Raw genomic sequence first — 21037 nt, 5'->3', positions numbered from 1 at the left:
GGGCGCGGACAGCGGTCCTCGGCGTGTCAGCCGAGGGCGGAGCCCGCGACCCAGTGCGCCCAGTCCATGTTCCAGCCGCCCAGCCCGTTGTTCGGCGCCACGGTCCTGTCCTGGGAGTTGACGACCTCCACCACGTCCCCGACCAGGGTGCGGTCGAAGAACCAGCCGGCCGGGGTGTCCGAACCGCCGCCCCTGTCGTCGCGCAGCCCCACGCAGCCGTGGCTGGTGTTGGTGGAACCGAAGGTGTCGGGGCTGGCCCAGTAGTTCCCGTGCAGGAAGGTCCCGGAGGTGGTGAGCCGCATGGCGTGCGGGACGTCGGGGATGTCGTACTCGCCGCCGAAGCCGACGGTCTGGCCGTTCATCCGGGTCACGTCGAACATCTCCAGCACCACCATCTTCCCGTTGTAGGTGGTGTTCTTGGGCGCTCCGGCGCTGATCGGGAGGGTGGAGAGCAGTTTCCCGTCCCGGCGGACCTCCATCGTGTGCGCCTCCGCGTCCACGGTGGAGACCTGGGAGCGGCCCACGGTGAAGGTGACCGCCTTGTCCTGGATGCCGTACGAGCCGGGCGCGCCCTGCACGTCCCGCAGGTTCATCGTGACGGTGACCTCGGTCCCGGGCTTCCAGTACTGCTTGGGCCGGAAGTCGAGGCGCTCGTTGCCGAACCAGTGGCCCACGACCTCCACCGGGGGCTTGGAGGTGACGGTGACGGCCCGCTCGACGTCGGCGCGGTTCTCGATCGACCGGTTGAAGTTGAAGGAGACGATCATGCCGGTTCCGACGGTGGAGCGGTTCTCGGGCTTGAAGTAGCCGATGAACCGCTCCTCGGGGACGTAGGTGGTGAAGCTGGTGTGCCGGGCCTGGCGGCGGTCGTGCCCGTCGAGGGCGACCGCGTCCACGGTGTACTTGGCGGCGAGGGCGAGCTTGCCGCCCGCGGGGTCGGGGCTCCAGCTGAGGCCGTCGGGGGCGATGGAGCCGGGGACGCGCTCCTCCTGGGCGTCCTCGACCTTGGTGACCACGACCCGCTCGAGGCGGCCCTCGGGCACTCTGACCGTCAGCGGGCCTTCGGCCGGGACCCCCTTGGCGTTGTCCTCGGGGGTGATCCGGATGGCCTCGTCGGGCGAGCGGGGTTTGCCGGGGAGCTGGATCTCGACCGGGGAACCGCCGCTCCCGGTGCATCCGGCCAGGCCGCCCAGCAGGGCCGCCCATGCCGCCACGGCCGCCAAGCCCGCCCCTGCCCGCCTTGTCAGAAGTGTCACGATCCCTCCAACGACGGGCCCCCTCCGGGGGAAACGTGAGCGCGGGCCACGTTCCGGGCAGATCTCTCCGGGCAGAACAGTGGGAAGGACCAGACGGGGGCGGGCCCAGGCCGGGACGCCGGGGCCGCACTCTCCCCTTCCCCCGCCGGTACCCAGGAGCCGTGGAGGCGGGCAGTGTCGAGCGCAGCCGAGCAAGAGGCGGTGGATGCCGCCGCCATGGAGTCAGCGGAGTCAGTGGAGTCGCCGGATCCGGTGGAGGCCGTGGATTCGGTGGGGGCCGTGGACGCGGTCCGCGGCGGCGGGGCCGCGCCGCCCGTCCCGCACGTCAACGGCCGGGTGAACGGCGCGGTGGCACGGGACCTCGAGCCGGCCTTACGGGCCGTCACCCGCCCGGGGCCGCCGGTGTGGCCGGGGTCCTCACACCCGCTCGGGGCGCGTTTTCGCACCGGACCGGACGGGACGGCGGGCACGAACTTCGCGCTGTGGGCCCAGGGCGCGGAGGCGGTGGAGCTGTGCCTCTTCGACGCGGAGGGCGCCGAGACCCGCTGCGCCCTGACCGAGCTGACGCACGAGATCTGGCACGGCTTCCTGCCCGGCGTGCGCCCCGGGCAGCGGTACGGGTTCCGTGTGCACGGCCGCTGGGACCCGTGGACGGGGGCCCGGTTCAATCCGGCGAAGCTGCTGCTGGACCCGTACGCACGGGCCGTCGACGGGGACTTCGTGCTGCCTCCGGAGGTGTACGGGCACGTCCGCGACTGGCCGCAGCAGTACATCGCGGACACCGTGCGCGACGACCGCGACTCGGCGCCGTACGTCCCCAAGGGGGTCGTGGTCCACGATGACGACGACTGGGCGGACGACGTCCGGCCGAAGACCCCGTGGGCCGATTCGGTGATCTACGAGCTGCACGTGCGCGGGTTCACGATGCGCCATCCGGGTGTGCCCGAGGAGCTGCGCGGCACGTACGCGGGCCTGGCCCATCCGGCGGCGGTCGAGCACCTGACCCGGCTCGGGGTGACGGCGGTCGAGCTGCTGCCGGTGCACCAGTTCGCGCACGAGGACCACCTGCTGCGCCGGGGGCTGCGCAACTACTGGGGCTACAACTCGATCGGCTACTTCGCCCCGCACGCCGGCTACTCCTCGTCCGGTACGGCCGGGCAGCAGGTCGGCGAGTTCAAGCGGATGGTGAAGGCCCTGCACGCGGCCGGGATCGAGGTCATCCTCGACGTGGTCTACAACCACACGGCGGAGGCGGGCGAGCTGGGCCCGACGCTCTCGCTGCGCGGCGTCGACAACCGGGGCTACTACCGGCTCCAGTCCGACCAGCGCCGGTACGCCGACTACACGGGCTGCGGGAACACCCTGCACGCCGGGCGGCCGCACGTGCTGCGCCTCATCACGGACTCCCTGCGCTACTGGGTGACGGAGATGGGGGTGGACGGCTTCCGCTTCGACCTGGCGGCGGCGCTGGCCCGCTCGATGCACGACGTGGACATGCTCTCCCCGTTCCTCGCGGTCATCGCCCAGGACCCGGTGCTGCGGCGGGTCAAGCTGATCGCCGAGCCGTGGGACGTGGGCTCGGGCGGCTACCAGGTGGGGGCGTTCCCGCCGCTGTGGACGGAGTGGAACGACCGGTACCGGGATGCCGTACGGGACTTCTGGCGCGGCGCGCTGCCGGACGTGCGGGATCTCGGGTACCGGCTGTCGGGCTCCAGCGACCTGTACGCGTGGGGCGGGAGGCGGCCGTACGCCTCGGTGAACTTCGTGACGGCGCACGACGGTTTCACCCTGCGCGACCTGGTGTCGTACGAGCGCAAGCACAACGAGGCCAACGGGGAGGCGGGCCGCGACGGGACCAACGACAACCGCTCGTGGAACTGCGGGGCGGAGGGGGAGACGGACGATGCCCGGATCGGGGTGCTGCGGCGGCGGCAGCTGCGCAACCTGCTGACCACGCTGCTGCTGTCCACCGGGGTGCCGATGCTGGTGGCCGGCGACGAGTTCGGGCGTACGCAGGGCGGCAACAACAACGCGTACTGCCAGGACAACGAGACGGGATGGGTGGACTGGTCGCTGCTGGAGGACCCGGCCTGGCGGGAGCTGGCCGCGCTGGCCGCGCGGCTGGTGGCGCTGCGCCAGGAGCATCCGGTGCTGCGCCGGCGGGCGTTCTTCTCGGGGCGGCCGCAGGGCGCGGACGGGCTGCGGGACCTGGCCTGGTTCACCCCGGCGGGCGTGGAGATGACCGAGCGGGACTGGTACGCGCCGGCCGCCGCGCTCGGGATGTACCTGTCGGGGCGGGACATCCCGGGGCGCGACGAGCGGGGGCGGCAGGTGAGCGACGACAGCTTCCTGGCGCTGCTGCACGCCGGGGACCGGCCGGCGGCGTGGGTGCTGCCGGGCGCGCCGTGGGCGGCGGGGTACGAACTGGTGCTGGACACCTCGCGGGAGGACCAGGCGGCGCCTCCCGGCACCCGGGTGCGGGGCGGGGAGACGCTGACGGTGCCGGCCCGTTCGGTCCTGCTGCTGCGGGTGGTGGGCTGAGGGGCGCGGGCCGAGGGGCGCGGGAAGCGGCCGCTACTTCTCCTGCTTCTCCTCGACGTGCCGCAGCATCCGCTTGAGGAGGGCGGAGAGCGCGGCCCGCTCCCCGTCGTCGAGGGGCTCGACCATCTCGGCCTCGGCGATGCCGCGCCAGCGCATGGCCTCGGTCCAGCGCCGGTGGCCGTCGTCGGTCAGCTCGACGTCGACCCGGCGCCGGTCCCCCGAGGCGCGCACCCGGCGGACCAGCCCGGACTTCTCGAGGGTGTCGAGGCGGCCGGTCATCCCGGCCGGGGAGAGCAGCAGTTCGGCGGCGAGTTCGGCGGAGGGGGCCCGCCAGGGTGCGCCCCGGGAGGCGAGCCGGTGCATGGTCTCGAACTCGAACTCCTGCAGTCCGGTCTCGGCCAGGGCCCGTTCCTTGCCGTACTTCACGTGCTTGGCCAGGAGCTGGATCCGCGTGATGACCGCCTCGGTGGGCACGTCGAAGGGGACCTTGCCGCTCCAGCGGGCGATGTGCCGGTCGACCGAATCCTCGGCGTACTCCGTGTCCATGGTCGGAAGTATCGCACCCCGGACGTGATACTTCGTTGACGAATGATTCGCTGGCGAAATATTATCCGCTGTCATGACCTCGTCGATCTGGCGGCTTCTCGCCGGGCGCACCTTCGCGGCCTTCGCCAGCGCCCTGATCCCCACCACCCTCACCCTGGCCGCCGTGCGCACCGGCTCGGCCGCAGACCTCGGCATCGTGCTCGCGAGCGAACTGCTCCCGATGCTGCTCCTGCTGCCCGTCGCGGGCGTGGCCGCCGACCGTTTCCCCGCCCGGCGGGTCGTCCTGGCCGCCGACCTGGTGCGCGCCGCGGCCCAGGTCGCGACCGGGATGCTGCTGCTGACCGGTCCGGTGCGCATCCCCGAACTCGCGGCCCTGGCCGCGGTCACCGGCGCCGGCGTCGCCTTCGGCAACCCCTCGGCCCGCACGCTCGTCGCCGCCGTCGTCCCCGCCGAGGGCCGGCTGCGGGTCAACTCCCGGCTCGGGGTGGCGACCGGGCTCGCACAGATGGCGGGGCCCGCCGCCGCGGGCACGATGATGCTGGTCCTCGGGGCCGGCTGGTCCTCCCTGCTGACCGGCGCGCTGTTCGCCGCCTCCGCACTCACCCTCGGCGGGCTGCGCACCGCCCCGGCGCCGCTCGTGCGCACCCGCGCCGGGTTCACCGCCGAACTGCGGGCCGGCTGGTCCGAGACCCGGCGCCACCCCTGGTTCCTGGCCAATGTGCTCGCCCACGGCGTCTGGCACCTCGCGGCCGGCCTGCTGCTCACCCTGGGACCGCTGATCGCCGTACAGAGCCTGGGCGGGGCGGCGACCTGGGTGGTCATCGCCCAGGTGGGCACCGCCGGCATGCTCGTCGGGGTCTGGGCCGCCGGCCGGCTGCCCGTGCGGCGGCCGCTGTACGGGGTGGCCGTCGGGGCCTCGGCACAGGCCCTGCCGCTCACGGCGCTCGCGCTGCGGCTGCCCGCGGCGGTGACGGCGACGGCCTTCTTCGTCGCGATGTTCGGCCTGGGCGTGCTGAGTCCGCTGTGGGAGACCGAGATGCAGCGCCGGATCCCGCTGGAGACGCTGGGCCGGGTCGGCTCGTTCGACACCCTGATCTCCTTCGCCGCCCGGCCGCTGGGGCTGGCGGTGGCGGCGCCGCTGGCGGGGGTCACCGGTACCGCGGCGCCGCTGCTGGTGGCGGCCGCCCTGAGCGCCGCGGCGAACCTGTCGGTACTGCTGCTCCCGGACGTCCGCAGGCAACCGGAGCGGGAACCCTCACTCGCCCTGCGATGATGTGCCCTCGTACACACGTGCACCCGTACACGTGTTCCGCCGCAGGAAATCAGGGGTACGCATGGCGAAGGTCGGGACCGCGCTGCGGGAGCTGCGCGGGGCGCAGAAGTCGGCGAAGGGGGTGTCGCTCTATTCGCGGTTCGTCAACCGGCCCGCGGGGCGTTACCTGGCCGCCGTGTCGTACGCGCTCGGGCTGACCCCGAACCAGGTGACGCTGGTCAGCGCCGCCTTCAGCTTCGCCGCCGTGGCCGCCGTCGCGCTCGCCGCGCCCTCGTGGGGGCTGGGCGTCGCCGTGTGGGCCGCGCTCGCCGTCGGCTTCGCGTTCGACTCCGCCGACGGGCAGCTGGCCCGGCTGCGCGGGGGCGGCAGCGCGGCGGGCGAATGGCTCGACCACGTCGTGGACTGCGCCAAGCTGACCGCCCTGCACACCTGCGTGCTGATCGCGTTCCACCGCTTCCCCGACGCGTACGGGACGGGCGGGGACGGCTGGCTGCTGGTGCCGCTGGGCTTCCAGTTCGCCTCGGTCGTCACCTTCTTCGGCGGGCTGCTGACCGAGAAGCTCAAGCCCAAGCCGACGCCGGGCAGCCCCGCCGCCACACCGTCGACGGTGCGTGCGGTGGCGCTGCTGCCCGTGGACTACGGGGTGTTCTGCCTGGTGTTCCTCGTGCTCGGGGGCGGGGGGCTGTTCCGCTGGGCGTACGCGGGACTCGGCGCGATCGCCGCGCTGTTCCTGCTGGCGTTCCTCGCGAAGTGGTTCCGGGAGCTCAGCGCCGTTCCGCGCTGAGCGGTTCGGACAGCGCGTCCAGCGCCCGGCGCAGCTGGGTGCTGGAGGTGTGCACCGTGTAGGGGAAGTAGACGACGTCGACGCCGACGGCGGCGAAGTCCTTCTCCAGCTTGTCGCCCTTGGGGGTGCCCCGCCAGTCGTCGCCCTTGAAGATCACGTCGAAGCGGACCTGCTTCCAGGTCTCCACCTTGTCCGGGACCGTTTCGACGAACGCGGCGTCCACGTATTTCACGCTGCGGACGATTTCGAGGCGCTCGACGAGCGGGATCATCGGGCGCCTGCCCTTGGCCAGTTCCGCCATCTCGTCGGAGACCACCCCGGCCACCAGGTAGTCGCACTGGCTCCGGGCGTGCCGAAGGATATTGAGATGCCCGATATGGAACAGATCGTAGGCGCCCGGGGCATACCCGACTCGGTACGGTCTGTGCGCAGGCGCACCAAGTTCGGACATGTCGCGCTCCGTCATGAGTTACCCCCCAGCGGCCACACCCCCCGGTGTGGCGGATTAGCAGACAATAGCGTGCACGTTCCGCAGCCTGTCGGTGAACGAATAGGGTGACGTGCGCATCATCCTGGGGAGAAGGGGACGTTCAGTGTCGAGATCCGGTCACCGGCGCCTACTGCTGGTTTCCACCAATTACGCTCCCGAGCACGCGGGGATTGGGCCGTACGCCACCCAGATCGCGGAGCACTGGGCTGATCTCGGCCATGACATCCATGTCCTCGCCGGCATGCCGCACTACCCGTCATGGTCGCTGGAGCCGGAGTACAAGGGGGCGCTGCGGCGCACGGAACAGCGCGCCGGAGTCACCGTGCACCGGCGTGCACACACCGTGCCGCCCCGTCAGACCGCCGTCAAGCGGGCCCTGTTTGAGGGATCGATTCTGCTCCACGGCACCGTGGCCCCGCCCCGGATGCCGCGCCCGGACGCGGTCATGGCCCAGATGCCCAGCCTGGCCGGCGGCGTCGTCGCCGCCCGGCTCGCCGCGCGCTGGAAGGTCCCGTACATCCCCGTCGTCCAGGACCTGATGGGCGCGGCCGCCGCACAGAGCGGGATCAGCGGCGGCGACAAGGCGGCCGCGATCGCCGGGCGCGCGGAGGCGTACGCCCTGAAGCGGGCCACCCTGGTCGGCGTCATCCACGAGACCTTCGTGGACCGGGTCGTCGGCATGGGCGTGGACCCGAAGAAGATCCGCCTCGTCCCCAACTGGTCCCACGTCCCGCAGCCCACGAGGCCGCGCGGCCAGACCCGCCGCCACCTGGGCTGGGCACCCGGCCAGCCGGTCGTCCTGCACTCCGGGAACATGGGCCTCAAGCAGGGCCTCGAGGTCCTCGTCGGCGCCGCCCGCCTCGATCCGGGTGTCCGTTTCGTCCTCATGGGCGACGGCAGTCAGCGCTCGGCCCTCGCCGACCTCGCGGCCGACGTACCGAACCTGGACATCATCCCCCCTGCCGCCGACGGAGAGTTCCCGGATATCCTCGCGGCGGCGGATGTGCTCGCCGTGACGCAGCACGCGGCCGTGCTCGACATGAGCGTGCCGTCCAAACTGACCTCCTACTTCCAGGCCGGCCGGCCCGTCGTCGCCTCCGTCGCGGCGGAGGGCGGTACCGCCCAGGAAGTGGAACGCTCGGGCGCAGGGGTGCTCGTACCACCGGAGGACCCCCACGCCCTGCTGAAGGCCGTACGGGCCCTCGCCGAGGACCCCGAGGGCGCGGATGCACTGGGGGCGGCCGGGCCCCGCCACGTGGCGGCCCACCTGAGCCGTGACGCGGGCCTGGCCCGCATCGACGCACTGATAGACGAAGCACTTGGGGGTCCGCAGCCGTGATCGAGACGAATCGCCCTGCAGCGGTCCCGGCGGAGGACGAACCTGATCTCCTCAGGGACCAGTTCAAGCAGCTCCTGCGCTACCGCCGCCTCCTCGGCGCGGGTGTCGGCATCGGCCTGCTGGGCGGCGTCTACCTCGGCATCTCCACGGCCGACACCTACGTCGCGACCGCGGACATCGTGCTGCGCGCACCCACCGACGACCCGTTCAACCCGAGCCTCGCGCCCGACAAGGCGATCAACATCGGTTCGGAGCGGCAGGTCGCGCTCAGCTCCTCCATAGCCAACGAGGCCGCGAAGAAGCTCGGCGTGTCCTCGAAGGACTTCGCCGGCCTGCGCAGCGGCCTCCAGGTGACCAACCCGCCGCAGACGATGGTGCTGCGCTTCACGTACACCGCGTCCTCCCCCAAGGAGGCCGCGACCCGCGCCAACGCGATGACCGAGGCCTACCTGCTCAAGCGGCAGGAATCCCTCGACGTCACCCGCGACAAGATGGTCAAGGGCTACCAGGAGCAGCGCGATCCGGTCGCCAAGAACCTCGACGAGCTCGTCAAGCAGATCAACGCCATGCCGGCCGGTCCGGGGCGCGACGCCGCGTACTCCTCGAAGACGGACCTCCAGAGCAAGGTCAACACGCTCAACAGCAACATCGCCAAGCTCCAGGCCCTGGACATGACCCCGGGCCGGGTCACCAGCGCCGCGACCCCGCCGTCCGACACCGACGGCCCGGGCATCCCGATGTCGCTCGCGCTCGGCGCGGCCGTGGGCCTCGCACTCGGCCTGCTCGCCGCGTGGGTCCGCCTCGTCTTCGACCCGGCGCCGCGCTCCGAGGGCGATGTCGCGCGGGCCCTGCGCGCCCCCGTGCTCGGCTACCTGCCGCGGGCCAAGACCATCGGCGGACCGCTGCTCGCGGCCGGCGAGGAGGACCCCCGGCTCGCCGAGGAGTTCCGCTCGGTCGCCTTCCGGCTCGCCTACGACTCCCGCTTCGCCGACCGGCGCCGGCTGCTCGTCGTCGCCCCGCGCGGCAGCAGCGAGACCGCCGCCGCCGCGGCCGTGAACCTGGCCGCCTCCTTCGCGGAGACCGGCAAGGACGTCCTGCTCATCGAGGCCGACCTGCGCACCCCGGTACTGGCCAGCCAGCTGCCCACCGGTGCGGGCGGGCGGCCGCGCTGGAGCCAGACGCCCGGCGGCCCGGCCGCCGGCGGGCACGCCTCCGCGCAGGGCGACTCCGACTGGCCCGACGGACGCCAGCTCGTCGTCGACGCCGGTGAGTCGGGCGCCTTCGACCTGATCCCGGGCGAGCCGGTCCGCAACGTGCCCCGTGCGCTGACCTCCCCGCGCGCCACCCGGCTGATCTCCGAGGCGGACTCCCCCAACTCCACGGTCGTCGTGCTCGCGCCGCCCGTGCTCTCGTACGCCGATGCCCTCGCGCTCGTCGACCGCGTCGACGGGGTCCTGGTCGTCTGCGACCCGCGCGCCGTCCACCGCAGCGACCTGTCCCGGATCCGCGAGCTGATCAGCGGCGCCGGCGGCACGGTGCTCGGCGCGGTGCTGCACGCCCCGCTGCCGGGCGAGAAGCGCGGCCGCGGCGGCAAGTCGAAGGCTGCGGCCGCCCCGGCCCGGCCGTCCGCGCCTCAGCCGCAGCCGCTCACGCGGCAGCCGAACCAGGCGCACCAGGCGAACCGGCAGGCCGAGCCGGAGCAGCACATCCCGGGCGACGGCACGGACACGGTGGCCCTGCGCACGGTGCGCATGGGCCGCAGATGAGCCGGCGCGGCCTCGCCGCCGTCTCCTCGGTCCTGGACCAGGCCGCGTCCAGCGCCACCAACATCCTGGTGCTCGTGCTGGCCGCCCGGCTGTCCTCGGCGTCCGGCTTCGCCGACTTCTCGATGGTGTACGTGACCTTCAGCGTGCTCCTCGGGCTGAACATGGCGTACGTCGGCCAGACGGTGGTGCTGGAGAAGGACGAGGACCGGCTGGGCGCGGTGTGCCGCTCGGGCCTCGCGTTCACCGCGGCCGCCTCGGCGGCGGCGGGCGCAGCGCTGGTGGTCGTCGGCCTCGGCCTGCCCGGGTCCGGCGGCCGGGCCTTCCTCGCGCTCGGCCTCGTACTGCCGCTGGTGCTCGTCCAGGACGGGCTGCGGTACTGCTTCTCCGCGCTCCGCACCCCCGAGCGGGCGCTGGCCGCGGACGCGCTGCGGCTGGCGTGCGTGGTCGCTGCGCTGCTGCTGCAGCCCGAAGGGGCCTCGGCGGGGCGGCTGGTGCTGGTGTGGGGGGTCTCGGCGCTTCCGGCGCTGGCGCTGGGGCTGTTCCTGCTGCGCCCGTACGTACGGGGCGCTGCCGCGGACCTGCGGCCGTACCTGCGGCGCGGGCACCTGGGCCGGCGGTTCGTGGTCGAGTTCGCGGTGGGCAACGGCTCCAGCCAGCTGGCGGTCCTCGGCCTCGGGCTGTTCGCCACCCCGCTGGCGGTGGGCGCGCTGCGCGGCGCGACCACGCTCTTCGGGCCGCTGAACGTGCTGTTCAACTCGGCGAACGCGTTCGGGCCGCCGGTGGTGGGCCGCGCCTCGGGCAAGCGGGGCGTGGTCCGGCTGACGCTGCTGATGGGCGGCGTACTGGCCGTGCTCGGTGCCGGGTGGGGGGCCGTGCTGTACGCGCTGCCGGAGGCGGTCGGCCGGCAGCTGCTGGGCGACACGTGGGGCGCGGCCTGCGCGCTGCTCCCGGCCACGGGCGCGCAGTACGCGGTGATGGGCCTGGGCACGTGCGCCCTGCTGACCCTGCGGGTGCTGGCCCCGAAGGCCACGCTGTCGCTCCAGGTCGTGTTCTCCCTGCTCTCGGTGGCGCTGCTGCTGGGCGGGTACGTGGCCTGGGGCGTGGCCGGCGCCGCGTGGGGCCTGGCGGCCGGCTCGGCCCTCAAGGCCGCGGCGGCCTGGCTGCGCGTCTCCCGTGTCCCGGCCCCGGTGCCGGCGCCGGTCACCACCGCGGCCTGACCGGACCCCGATTGCCGGGTCCGGCGCCGGACCCCGTTCGCCTGCACCGCCGTTGTCGGGGGCAGGGGCGGGGCAGGGCCCGCTCCGCGGGGGTCAGCGCAGGGTGGTGGACCTGTCCTGGCGGTACGTCGCGACCAGCGCCAGGCAGAGGCCGGCTATCGCCACACGGCCGGAGGCCTGGAGCAGCGGCCCCCGCAGCAGGATGAACGAATAGCCCGCCACCAGCGGGACCACCACCGAGATCAGGCTGCCCGGCGGGGACCTGCGCGTGGCGCGCTTCGCGTACCGGCGGTCCACGCGCGCGGACGCGTAGCCCATCCCCAGCAGCCCGGCTCCCATGCCCAGCGACCCGAAGTCGAGCCACAGCTCGGCCCAGATCGGCGACGACAGGTTGGTGTTGACCGTCCCCATCCACTGGCCGACCATCACGCCCGTGTCCCGCGGCTTGCCCGGCCACACCGAGCGCGGCACCGCGAAGAAGACCGATCCCGCGAGCTGGCGCCCGTAGTAGTGCCCGGGCCCGGAGTTCGAGTAGGTGATCGTGTTCGCGAACATGCCGATCTGGTCGTAGTCCTTCAGCGCCATCGGCTCCAGGAACGACGTCGTCTCGACCGGCTTGTAGTTCTTCTCGTCGTACCGGAAGCGGTCCGCGAACGGGAACACGAGCAGGGCGATCACCACGGCCATCGACAGCGCGACCCGGTACATCGCGGCGCTCACCGGGAAGACGGTGAAGAGCAGCGCGAACATGACCGTGAGGAACCAGTACCGCGGGTTCGAGATCGGGTTGTTGACCACCAGGTTCAGCAGGGCGAGCGCCCCCCAGGTGACGATGATCGAGACCTTGCGGCGGGCGTACGTCGAGGTGATCAGCCAGCGCGTGTACAGCAGCAGGGCGAGCAGCGCCGGGACGGTGCCGAAGCCGCGCAGCAGGGCCTGGCCGGCCTGGCCGTCGCCGTTGGAGACGCCCGCCTCCTCGATGCCCGCGATGATCTCCTGGCGGCTGGAGAAGAAGACCGCCGGGCCGCCGAGCTTCATGATGAAGGCCGCGCTGCACAGGAAGGCGAGCCCGGTGAGCAGTTGGAGGCGGCGCCGGTGGGCCATGACCGGGCGCGGCTCCTTCTGGGAGCCGCCGGCGCGGCCGGCCGGCCGGTGGCGGGCGAGCAGGACGCCGACGTCGAAGGCCGTGCAGCCGAGCAGGACCAGGCCGATGGCGATGGTGAGGTCGGAGCGGGGGCCGACCACGGGGGTCGGGACCCGGCCGAGGACGGCCTGCGCGAGCGGGGCGACGCCCATCGCCATGTACACGAACAGCCAGAAGGAACCCTGGAGCAGCTTGCGGCGGCTGGTGAGGACCATCGCGGAGAGCCGGGCGCCCGCGTACATCGTGAGCAGGAGCTGGAGCCAGAAGGCCGCGTCGCGCTGGCCGTCGCCGGACTGGACGGCCACGAACAGCGGCAGGAAGACGGTGAAGCCGAGGATGAGCGGAACGGACAGGGCGCGCGACAGCAGCGTGCGCGGGGTGGTGACCCGGCCCCACTTGTGCTCGTCCTCGAGCTCGGGAACCGGCGGGGTCACGGAGGGCTTGCGTATGTCCGTTGCCACTGCTGCCCCCACCCCATGTGCCTGGTCCGCGCGCAGTCTAGTCTGAGCGGGCGGCGCCCGGGGAGGCGCGCCTGCGAAGGACGATGAGGGGCGACCGTTGCGTGATCTTCCTGCCTTCACGCTGGCCGGGTACGACAAGGGGCGCGGGCTGCTGACGCAGGCGCTCTGGTTCGCCGTGATGAACACGCTGTTCATGGCGTGGTTCTGTCCGGCCCGGCTGCGGGTCGCGCTGCTGCGGGCGTTCGGCGCGCAGATCGGCGAGGGCGTGCTGATCCGGCACCGGGTGCGGGTGCTGTGGCCGTGGAAGCTCACCGTCGGGGACCACACGTGGATCGGCGAGGGCGCCTGGCTGCTGAACCTGGAGCCGGTGACCATCGGGGCGAACGTGTGCATCTCGCAGGAAGCCATGCTGTGCACCGGTTCGCACGACCACCGGGCCGCCGACTTCCGGTACCGCAACGCGCCGATCGTGGTCGAGGACGGCGCGTGGGTGGCCGTGCGGGCGACCGTGCTGGCCGGGGTCACGATGGGCCGCTGCGCGGTGGCGGGCGCCGGTTCGGTGGTCCACAGAAACCTTCCTGCCCTGACCCTGCAGACGATGGACGGGCAGCGCCGCCCGGTCGAGGAGCCCAAGTGAGAGTCCTGCACGCCGTCACGCTCCACTCCCCCTCGCACGCGTTCGGCGGCCCGGTCCGGGTCGCGCTGAACCTGGCCGAGGGCCTGCGGGGCCGCGGCCACGAGGCGCGGCTGCTGGCGCTGGGCGAGGGCTTCCCGGACCCGTGGCCGACCTCGGTGGAGGGCGTCCCGGCGAAGCTGTTCCCGGCCCGGCGCCTTCTCCCCCTGGGCTTCAGCGGGATGACCTCGCCGGCCCTGCTGGCCTCGGCGGGCCGGCTGGTCCGGGACGCGGACGTGGTCCACGTCCACCTGGCGCGGGACCTGGTGACGCTGCCGGTGGCCCTGGCGGCGCTGCGGGCCGGCAAGCCGCTGGTGCTGCAGACCCACGGGATGGTGGACCCGAGCGAGAAGCTGCTGGCCAAGGTGCTGGACGCGGTGGCGGTACGCCGGCTGCTGCGCGGGGCGGACGCGGTGCTGTACCTGACCCCGCACGAACGGGAGGGCCTCGACGCGGTGGTGGGCGCCCCGCTGCCGGGGGCGGTCCGGCTGGTGAACGGCACCCCGGCGCAGGAGGAGCGGCCGGCGCTCGCCGGTCCCCCGCGCATCCTGTACTCGGCGCGCCTGCAGGCCCGTAAGCGCCCGGTGGACTTCGTGGACGCGGCCCCGGCGATCCTGGCGGCGCACCCGGACGCGGAGTTCGTGGTGGCCGGCCCGGACGAGGGCGAGCTGCCGGCGGTCCGCGCGCGCATCGCGGAGCTGGGGCTCACGTCCCGCTTCACGGTCCCGGGCGCGCTGTCCACCGCCGAGGTCCTGTCGCAGCTGCGCCGGGCCCACGTCTACGTGCTGCCGTCGGTGGACGAGCCGTTCCCGATGTCGGTGCTCGAGGCCCTCTCGGTGGGCGTCCCGTCGGTGGTCACCCACTCGAACGGCCTGGCCCGGGACATCGCGTCCGCCGGCGCCGGCCGGGCGGTCGCCCCGGGCCCGGCGGGTGTCGCCGAGGCCGTCCTCGCCCTCCTGGACCCGCAGTCCAACGCGGAAGCCTCCCTGTCGGCCCGCAAACTGGCCGCGGAGTCCTTCTCGATGGACGCGGTCCTGGACACCCTCCTGCCGGTCTACGAGAAGGCCTGCCGGCAGGGCTAGGTCGGAAGAGACGGCCTAGACCTCGCGGCGGGTTTCGTCCACCACCGGGAGGGCCGCCGTGCGCCGGCGCCTGAAGACGCTCGCGTAGACGGCGAGTCCGATGGCGCCGGCCGCCATCATGATCAGGCCGACGACGTCGAGGTCGACGCTCTCCATCTGCCAGTCCGTCGCGAACGTGAGGGTTGCCCCCACCACGATCAGCGCGATACAGCCGCCGATGCCTCCCATGTGATCCGCCTCCGCAGTCGTGGTCGTCTGACCGCGCGGCTACCCCCGGCGGGCGAACGAAAACGCCGCCCGCCGCCCGGAGTCCGGGCAGGGGGCGGCGTTCTCTTCGGTGCGGGGTGCGCTACGCCGGGATCCAGGCGTAGCAGCCCGCCGACGTGAACGTCGCCGTGCCCGACGGGATCGTGGCCGTGATCTTGTCGCCGGCCTTCGGGGCGGTTTCCGGGCCCGACGCCAGGACGGCGCCGTCCTTGCCCCTGGCCTCCCAGGTGCACGTCGTGCTCTGCGTCAGCGCCCGGTAGGTGCCCGCCGCGGGCGACTCGCGGGTGCCGTCGGCGAAGCCCTTGGACGCCGCGTCCAGGATCGGCTTCTGCTCCGGGCACAGGTACGTGATCGCGTCCTTCGCCCCGGGGATCTCCCCCGCGACGATGGACCCGGTCGCCGCGTCCTTGTCGCGCTTCGCGGTGCGCTCCACCCGCTGGCAGGACTCCTGGCCGGTCTGCAGGACCGCCGCCGGGTCCATCTTCTCCGGGACCCGACCGCTCAGGTACTGCTTCTCGTTGGGCTTGAAGCTGCCCGTCTTCGGGGTGAGCTTCGCGTCCGGCAGGACCGGGCCCGTCGGCTTCGCGTCGGGCGACGCCGGCGCAGCCGTGGCGTCCGCCGGGTCCGGGGCCGCCGACGAGGCCGGCGGCTTCGGCTTCGCGGCCGCGGCGTCGGCCTTGCCGTCGCCGCCCGAGCTGCAGGCGGTCAGGGTCAGAGCTGCGGCCAGCAGAACAGCAGCCGCGGCGGAGCGTCGGTACATCTCTAGGGCTCCTGTATTACGTGCCGGTTGATCGGGTGGGATAGGGGTGCGGGGCCCGGCTGTCCTTCGCGCCGGGCCCCGCATCCGTCAGACGGTTACTTCGGGCCGAAGGTGAGGACGAGCTGCGGAGCGGCGTCCGCTGCCGTCGACTCCATGGACCAGATCCACAGCGGGTCGGTGCCCGTGCTCGTCAGGGCCAGGCTGTAGCTGCTGCCCAGCACCGAGGAGAGCGCGGCGGTGTCCAGCGGGGTGCTCTGGACCGCCGAGCCGTCCGGCACGCTCGCGAACGAGCCGAGCGGCGTGGTGCCCAGGGTCGGCTTGTTGTTGAACGTGGTGCTCGCACCGCTCCAGGTGCCGGTGACCGGGACCACGGACACCTTGTCGGCCGTACCGGCGTTCGCCTGGGTCGACGTCTTGATCTGGAGCGCGGCGGACTTCAGGACCTGCCCGGCCGGCGCGGCCGGCAGGTTGAAGCGCAGGTACGTCTCGTACGCCGAGGTGCCGCGGACGGCGAGCGAGGTGCTCGCGCCGTTGGCGGCGCTCGGGGCGCCCTGGTTGATGTAGGTGTCCTCGGTCGCGGAGACCTTGGAGACCGTGTCGGAGGGCGCCTTGGCCAGGTCGTAGTGGTTCTTGGCCTGGGCCGCGGTGAGCGCCTTCGGGTAGACGGCCGTCTCGTCGATCTGGCCGGCGAAGAAGTTGCTCGTCGGCTTGGTCGGCCAGCCGGAGAGGTTGTCTCCGCCGACGTGCCAGTAGCCCTCGTACGCGGCGGAGCCGGTGACGTTCAGCGTGCCCTTGCTCTGGCCGTCGACGATCAGCTCCATGCCGGCGGGACCCTGGGTTCCGACGACGTGGTGCCACTTGTTGTCGTTGTACGTGTCGAACAGACCCGTGGAGACGGTGCGCGTCGAGCCGTTGTAGACGCCGAAGACCAGACGACCGGTGTTGGTCATGTAGATCTGCTTGTCGAACGAGCCGCTGTTGCGCGTGGTGTTGTTGCCGAAACCGATCAGCTTGCCGCCGCGCGTGGTGTTCGTCTTGAACCAGGTCTCGACGGAGAAGGCGCTGCCCACCGTCTGGCGGTGGTCGCTGTACACCTGCTGGCTGGTGCCGTTGAAGCCCATCGCCGTGCTGGCGCCGCTGATCGCGCCGGGCGTCTGGCGCAGGGCCGGGGCGTTGAGCTGGATGCCGCTGGTGTTGCCGGCCTCGGAGGAGTCGGCGACGTACGGGCTGACGGTGTCGTCGTAGCGCCAGTACAGGTTGGCGCCGTCGGCGCGGACCTGGTTCGGGTACGACTGCACCGAGCTCGGGACCGTGACCGAGGCCGTGGCCGACAGGGCGCTGGTGTTGCCCGCCGCGTCGGTGGCCGTCACGCGGTAGGTGTAGGACTGGCCGGCCTTGACCGTGGTGTCGTTCCAGGAGGCCTGGGGACGCTCCCACTCGAGGGACTCGGCGGCGACCGTGGCGATCGGGGTGGCGGAGCCGTTGCGGTAGATGCGGTACGTCAGCTTGCTGTCGTCCGCGTCGTAGCTGGTGCGCCAGCGCACCTGGACCTCGCCGGGCTTGACGCTGCCGGCGCTCGCGACCGGGGTCGTCGGGGCGCCGACGTCACCGGTGGAGGCGAAACGGGTCAGCGCCTGCTGGGGCTTGCCGTTGATGGCGGTGAACTCGCCACCGGCCCACATGTACTTGACGTCGCCCTTCTCGGCGATCGTCATGGCGCGCGGGCCGATGCCCTCGCCGAGGCCGTCGTTGGCGGTGGGGTGCCAGCCGAGCTTGCGCGGGCTGCGCACGAAGCCGTCCACGGGCGCGGGGGAGGCGCCTTCGTAGTTGGTCAGCTGCGCGTTGAAGAAGTTGCGCTTGCCGTCGGGGAACTGCCCCTCGAGCGAGCAGTCGTGCGCGTGCGAGGAGCTGTAGAGCACGCCGTCGTACGGCAGGACGGCCTGCGTCGCGCCGAGGCAGCGGTCGCGCCACTTCTCGCTGAAGTCGCTCAGCCTGAGGCCGATGCGGCCGTCGAAGACGCCGCCGCCCGAGCCCTCGTTGCCGGTGTAGAAGCCGGTCGAGTCGGTGGCGATGTCCTTGACCACGGAGTTCGACGGGATGTTGCTGTACGTCTTGGCGACCGCACCCGTGGTGGCGTTCACGACGGCCAGGGCGTGCGTGTTGGAGCCGTTGACCGAGAAGAAGTCACCGCCCAGGAGCGCGTTCTTGCCGTCCGGGGTGATCTCGATCGCGCGGCCGGGCTCGTCGGCGTTGGCGACGAAGGGCTTGAGCGCACCGGAGGAGGCGTCGACCGCGGCGAACCGCTCGCGGGTCTGGCCCTCGACGGTGCCGAAGTCGCCTGCCGCGTACAGGGTGTCGTCCGTGACGGCGAGGTCGCGCACGGTGGCGGGGAAGCCCGGGTGGAAGGCGGCCCTGGGGGTGCAGCTCTCGATGTCGATCGCCGCGACGCTGGAGACCGGGGTGCCGTTGACGGCGCCGAAGTAGCCGCCCGCGTACAGGGTCTTCTTGTCCTTCGAGACGGCCAGCGCACGTACGGTCGCGCTGCCGTCGCCGATGGTGAAGGCGAGCTTGCACGAGGTCGGCTTGCCCGTCGCGGCGTCGAGCGCCACGAAGTTCACGGCTTCCTGCTCGGCGCCGCTGGTGCCGTCGGGCGGGCGGACGGCCGAGAAGGTGCCGCCCGCGAAGACGGTGCCGTTCGCCTGGGCCATCGCAAAGACGATGCCGTTGGGCTGCCAGGTGGGCAGCTCGTCGGCGGTGAATGCCACGGGAGGCGTGATGGCGGACGCCTCGGGCATCAGCACCAGCCCTATGCCGGTGCCGGCGCCGGCCAGTGACAGGACGAGGGCAGCAGTCAGCCCTCTGGATCTACGCATGAGCCCCCCAGGGCAGTTGCCCGGTTTGATGGCTTGAACTATCCGAACAGCCATATGTACTGGCGCAGACTAGGGCTCCTGCGAGGACCCGGTCACCTTCCTTGACCCATTGCATACCAACTTGGAATGAACGGTTCAGGTTTGAGGGCGCACAGCGGACATACGGCAGGTTTGCCCCGGCCACACCCACCGATACCAGTGGAGATGACCGGGACACGGCAAATCGTAGGGGAAATATAAGGCCTTCAGCGGTCGATGCGGACCGTCACGCCCGCCAGTTGGTCCTCGACCTGCCGGATGTCGGCGTCGACCATGATCCGCGCCAGTTCGGCCACCAGCACCGTCGGCTTCCAGCCAAGCAGCTCGTTGGCCTTGGAGGCGTCGCCGATGAGGGCGTCGACCTCGCTCGGGCGCTCGTACTTGGGGTCGTAGCGCACGTGCTCGGCCCAGTCGAGGCCCGCGTGGGCGAACGACGACTCGACGAACTCGCGGACCGTGGCGGCCACGCCCGTGGCGACGACGTAGTCGGTCGGCTCGTCCTGCTGGAGCATCCGCCACATGGCGTCCACGTACTCGGGGGCGTAGCCCCAGTCGCGGACCGCGTCGAGGTTGCCGAGGTAGAGGTGCTCCTGCAGACCGGCCTTGATGCGGGCGACCGCACGGGTGATCTTGCGGGTCACGAAGGTCTCGCCGCGGCGCGGGGACTCGTGGTTGAAGAGGATCCCGTTGACGGCGAACATGTCGTACGCCTCGCGGTAGTTCACCGTGGTCCAGTACGCGAAGACCTTGGCGGCGCCGTACGGGCTGCGCGGGTGGAACGGGGTCTTCTCGTTCTGCGGGGGCGGGGTGGCCCCGAACATCTCCGAGGACGAGGCCTGGTAGATCCGGGTGTCCACACCGCTGGCCCGGATCGCCTCGAGCAGCCGCAGGGCGCCGAGGCCGGTCACGTCGCCCGTGTAGAGGGGGGCGTCGAAGGACACCCGCACGTGCGACTGGGCGCCGAGGTTGTAGACCTCGTCGGGCTTGATCTCGCGGAGCAGGTTCACGAGCGCCACGCCGTCGGAGAGGTCGGCGTGGTGCAGGACGAAGGACCGGTTGGCGGTCTGCGGGTCCTGGTAGATGTGGTCGATGCGCTCGGTGTTGAAGCTGGAGGACCGCCGCACGAGGCCGTGCACCGTGTAGCCCTTGGAGAGCAGCAGCTCGGAGAGGTAGGAGCCGTCCTGCCCGGTGACGCCGGTTATCAGTGCGGTCTTGCCCATGTGGGTCCCCCTGGGGGTCGTATCGGTCTGTTCTGGTGAGGCAGGGCCTCGGGGGCGGCGGTGCGGCCCGCCGGTGGGGCCGTACCTCGCGGGTGACGGGGTCCCGCCCAACCGGCCGGGGCTGCGCCCCGGTTTTCGCGCCGGACCTGACGGCGCGCGTACGGCCGCGGTGCCCAAGGGGCTGGATGCGTACCGTACACGGCGTCGTCCCGCCCCCTTCGGGCGGATTGCGCCGTGCCGGGCCGAGCCGGAGCAGGCCCGGGCGCGCGGAGCCGGCCGCCGGCGGCGGGGCCGGACCTCGTCTGCTGCCCGCGGCGGCGGACTGGCATCATCGGCGGTATGACAAGTTCGCTGCCGCTCCTGCCCCCGAACGCCCGAGTCTTCGTCGCGGGCCACCGCGGCCTCGTGGGGTCCGCGGTCGCCCGCCGGCTCACCGCCGACGGCCACGAGGTGCTCACCCGGGGCCGCGCCGACCTCGACCTGCGCGATGCCGCCGCCACGGAGGCGTACCTGAAGGACGTCCGCCCCGACGCCGTCGTGCTGGCCGCCGCCAAGGTCGGCGGGATCATGGCCAACAGCACCTACCCGGTGCAGTTCCTCGAGGACAACCTCAAGATCCAGCTCAGCGTCATCGGCGGCGCGCACGCCGCCGGGGTAGGCCGCCTGCTGTTCCTGGGCTCCTCCTGCATCTACCCGAAGCTCGCCCCGCAGCCCATCAGCGAGGACGCCCTGCTGACGGGCCCGCTGGAGCCGACCAACGAGGCGTACGCCCTGGCGAAGATCGCCGGCATCGTCCAGGTGCAGTCGTACCGCAAGCAGTACGGGGCCTCCTACATCTCGGCGATGCCCACGAACCTGTACGGGCCGGGCGACAACTTCGACCTCGAGACCTCGCACGTGCTGCCCGCCCTGATCCGGCGCTTCCACGAGGCCGCCGCCGAGGGACGCGACGAGGTCACCCTGTGGGGCAGCGGCACCCCGCGCCGGGAGTTCCTGCACGTGGACGACCTGGCGGCCGCCTGCGCGGTGCTGCTGGGCAGCTACGACGGCGACGAGCCGGTCAACATCGGCTGCGGTGAGGACCTCACCATCAAGGCCCTCGCCGAGACCGTCGCCGAGGTGACCGGCTTCCGCGGCCGGCTCGCCTGGGACACGTCCAAGCCGGACGGCACGCCGCGCAAGCTCCTGGACGTCACCCGCCTGACCTCGCTCGGCTGGAAGCCGGAGATCGGGCTGCGGGACGGCATCGCCGCCACCTACCGGTGGTGGCGCGAGCAGGGCTGAACGCGACGGCACGTGGTGCGGC

Annotated in this window: 17 protein-coding genes; 9 read left to right on the top strand and 8 right to left on the bottom strand. The window is 72.5% G+C overall.

Annotated features, from left to right (window positions below; translation table 11 throughout):
• Window positions 1–26: 26 nt before the first annotated feature.
• The gene (locus ACFYXK_RS06395; protein WP_389410245.1) at window positions 27–1247 is read right to left on the bottom strand and encodes an Ig-like domain-containing protein; all 1221 of its coding nucleotides are present in this window, start codon (window positions 1245–1247) and stop codon (window positions 27–29) included.
• Window positions 1248–1430: 183 nt separating this feature from the next.
• Between ACFYXK_RS06395 and glgX the strand changes: the two genes are divergently transcribed.
• Window positions 1431–3797 (top strand): glycogen debranching protein GlgX, encoded by a 2367-nt coding sequence (gene glgX, locus ACFYXK_RS06390; protein ID WP_389410062.1) that lies wholly within the window; start codon window positions 1431–1433, stop codon window positions 3795–3797.
• 33 nt (window positions 3798–3830) lie between these two features.
• Here glgX and ACFYXK_RS06385 read toward each other — a convergent pair whose 3' ends face one another.
• Window positions 3831–4343, bottom strand: coding sequence for a MarR family winged helix-turn-helix transcriptional regulator (locus ACFYXK_RS06385; protein ID WP_389410061.1), 513 nt, complete (start codon window positions 4341–4343; stop codon window positions 3831–3833).
• 73 nt (window positions 4344–4416) lie between these two features.
• Between ACFYXK_RS06385 and ACFYXK_RS06380 the strand changes: the two genes are divergently transcribed.
• Both ACFYXK_RS06380 and ACFYXK_RS06375 read left to right on the top strand, forming a co-directional pair.
• Entirely contained in the window at window positions 4417–5616 is a 1200-nt protein-coding gene (locus ACFYXK_RS06380) for an MFS transporter (RefSeq protein WP_389410060.1), read from the top strand.
• 61 nt (window positions 5617–5677) lie between these two features.
• Window positions 5678–6400, top strand: a complete 723-nt coding sequence (locus ACFYXK_RS06375; protein ID WP_389410059.1) for a CDP-alcohol phosphatidyltransferase family protein — start codon at window positions 5678–5680, stop codon at window positions 6398–6400.
• On the opposite strand, the gene ACFYXK_RS06370 is transcribed toward ACFYXK_RS06375, so the two are convergent.
• A complete protein-coding gene (locus ACFYXK_RS06370) occupies window positions 6381–6851 on the bottom strand; it encodes an adenylyltransferase/cytidyltransferase family protein (protein ID WP_266625279.1) in 471 nt (156 codons plus the stop codon). The genes ACFYXK_RS06375 and ACFYXK_RS06370 overlap by 20 nt on opposite strands.
• Window positions 6852–7023: 172 nt before the next feature.
• Here ACFYXK_RS06370 and ACFYXK_RS06365 point away from each other — a divergent pair, with 172 nt between their 5' ends.
• From ACFYXK_RS06365 to ACFYXK_RS06355, 3 genes are read left to right on the top strand one after another with little or no spacing between them, the layout of a single operon-like run.
• Window positions 7024–8229, top strand: a complete 1206-nt coding sequence (locus ACFYXK_RS06365; RefSeq protein WP_389410244.1) for a glycosyltransferase family 4 protein — start codon at window positions 7024–7026, stop codon at window positions 8227–8229.
• The gene (locus ACFYXK_RS06360; protein ID WP_389410058.1) at window positions 8226–9995 is read left to right on the top strand and encodes a lipopolysaccharide biosynthesis protein; all 1770 of its coding nucleotides are present in this window, start codon (window positions 8226–8228) and stop codon (window positions 9993–9995) included. The genes ACFYXK_RS06365 and ACFYXK_RS06360 overlap by 4 nt, the downstream gene beginning before the upstream one ends.
• Complete coding sequence (locus tag ACFYXK_RS06355) at window positions 9992–11212, top strand: hypothetical protein (protein ID WP_389410057.1); 1221 nt, start codon at window positions 9992–9994, stop codon at window positions 11210–11212. Before ACFYXK_RS06360 ends, ACFYXK_RS06355 begins: the two co-directional genes overlap by 4 nt.
• A gap of 93 nt (window positions 11213–11305) precedes the next feature.
• Here the strand turns inward: ACFYXK_RS06355 and ACFYXK_RS06350 are convergent, their stop codons facing one another.
• Window positions 11306–12790 (bottom strand): hypothetical protein, encoded by a 1485-nt coding sequence (locus tag ACFYXK_RS06350; RefSeq protein ID WP_389410243.1) that lies wholly within the window; start codon window positions 12788–12790, stop codon window positions 11306–11308.
• 124 nt (window positions 12791–12914) lie between these two features.
• Between ACFYXK_RS06350 and ACFYXK_RS06345 the strand changes: the two genes are divergently transcribed.
• Together ACFYXK_RS06345 and ACFYXK_RS06340 are read left to right on the top strand one after the other, a co-directional pair.
• On the top strand, window positions 12915–13454 hold the full coding sequence (locus ACFYXK_RS06345) for a WcaF family extracellular polysaccharide biosynthesis acetyltransferase (protein WP_030295168.1): 540 nt from the start codon (window positions 12915–12917) through the stop codon (window positions 13452–13454).
• Window positions 13451–14572, top strand: a complete 1122-nt coding sequence (locus ACFYXK_RS06340) for a glycosyltransferase (RefSeq protein ID WP_389410056.1) — start codon at window positions 13451–13453, stop codon at window positions 14570–14572. The genes ACFYXK_RS06345 and ACFYXK_RS06340 overlap by 4 nt, the downstream gene beginning before the upstream one ends.
• Before the next feature lie 15 nt (window positions 14573–14587).
• On the opposite strand, the gene ACFYXK_RS06335 is transcribed toward ACFYXK_RS06340, so the two are convergent.
• From ACFYXK_RS06335 to gmd, 4 genes are all read right to left on the bottom strand, one after another.
• Window positions 14588–14800, bottom strand: coding sequence for a hypothetical protein (locus tag ACFYXK_RS06335; RefSeq protein ID WP_389410055.1), 213 nt, complete (start codon window positions 14798–14800; stop codon window positions 14588–14590).
• A gap of 121 nt (window positions 14801–14921) precedes the next feature.
• Entirely contained in the window at window positions 14922–15599 is a 678-nt protein-coding gene (locus tag ACFYXK_RS06330) for a hypothetical protein (RefSeq protein WP_389410054.1), read from the bottom strand.
• Window positions 15600–15694: 95 nt separating this feature from the next.
• Entirely contained in the window at window positions 15695–18472 is a 2778-nt protein-coding gene (locus ACFYXK_RS06325) for a LamG-like jellyroll fold domain-containing protein (protein ID WP_389410053.1), read from the bottom strand.
• A 245-nt stretch (window positions 18473–18717) separates the two neighbouring features.
• On the bottom strand, window positions 18718–19731 hold the full coding sequence (gene gmd / locus ACFYXK_RS06320) for a GDP-mannose 4,6-dehydratase (protein WP_389410052.1): 1014 nt from the start codon (window positions 19729–19731) through the stop codon (window positions 18718–18720).
• 339 nt (window positions 19732–20070) lie between these two features.
• Between gmd and ACFYXK_RS06315 the strand changes: the two genes are divergently transcribed.
• The gene (locus tag ACFYXK_RS06315) at window positions 20071–21015 is read left to right on the top strand and encodes a GDP-L-fucose synthase family protein (RefSeq protein WP_389410051.1); all 945 of its coding nucleotides are present in this window, start codon (window positions 20071–20073) and stop codon (window positions 21013–21015) included.
• Window positions 21016–21037: the final 22 nt, after the last annotated feature.

This window comes from Streptomyces sp. NPDC002209 (assembly GCF_042890265.1).
In the GTDB taxonomy this organism is placed as follows: Bacteria; Actinomycetota; Actinomycetes; order Streptomycetales; family Streptomycetaceae; genus Streptomyces.
The sequence above is the reverse complement of the archived record's forward strand: the minus strand, read 5'-3'. Positions and strand labels throughout refer to the sequence as shown.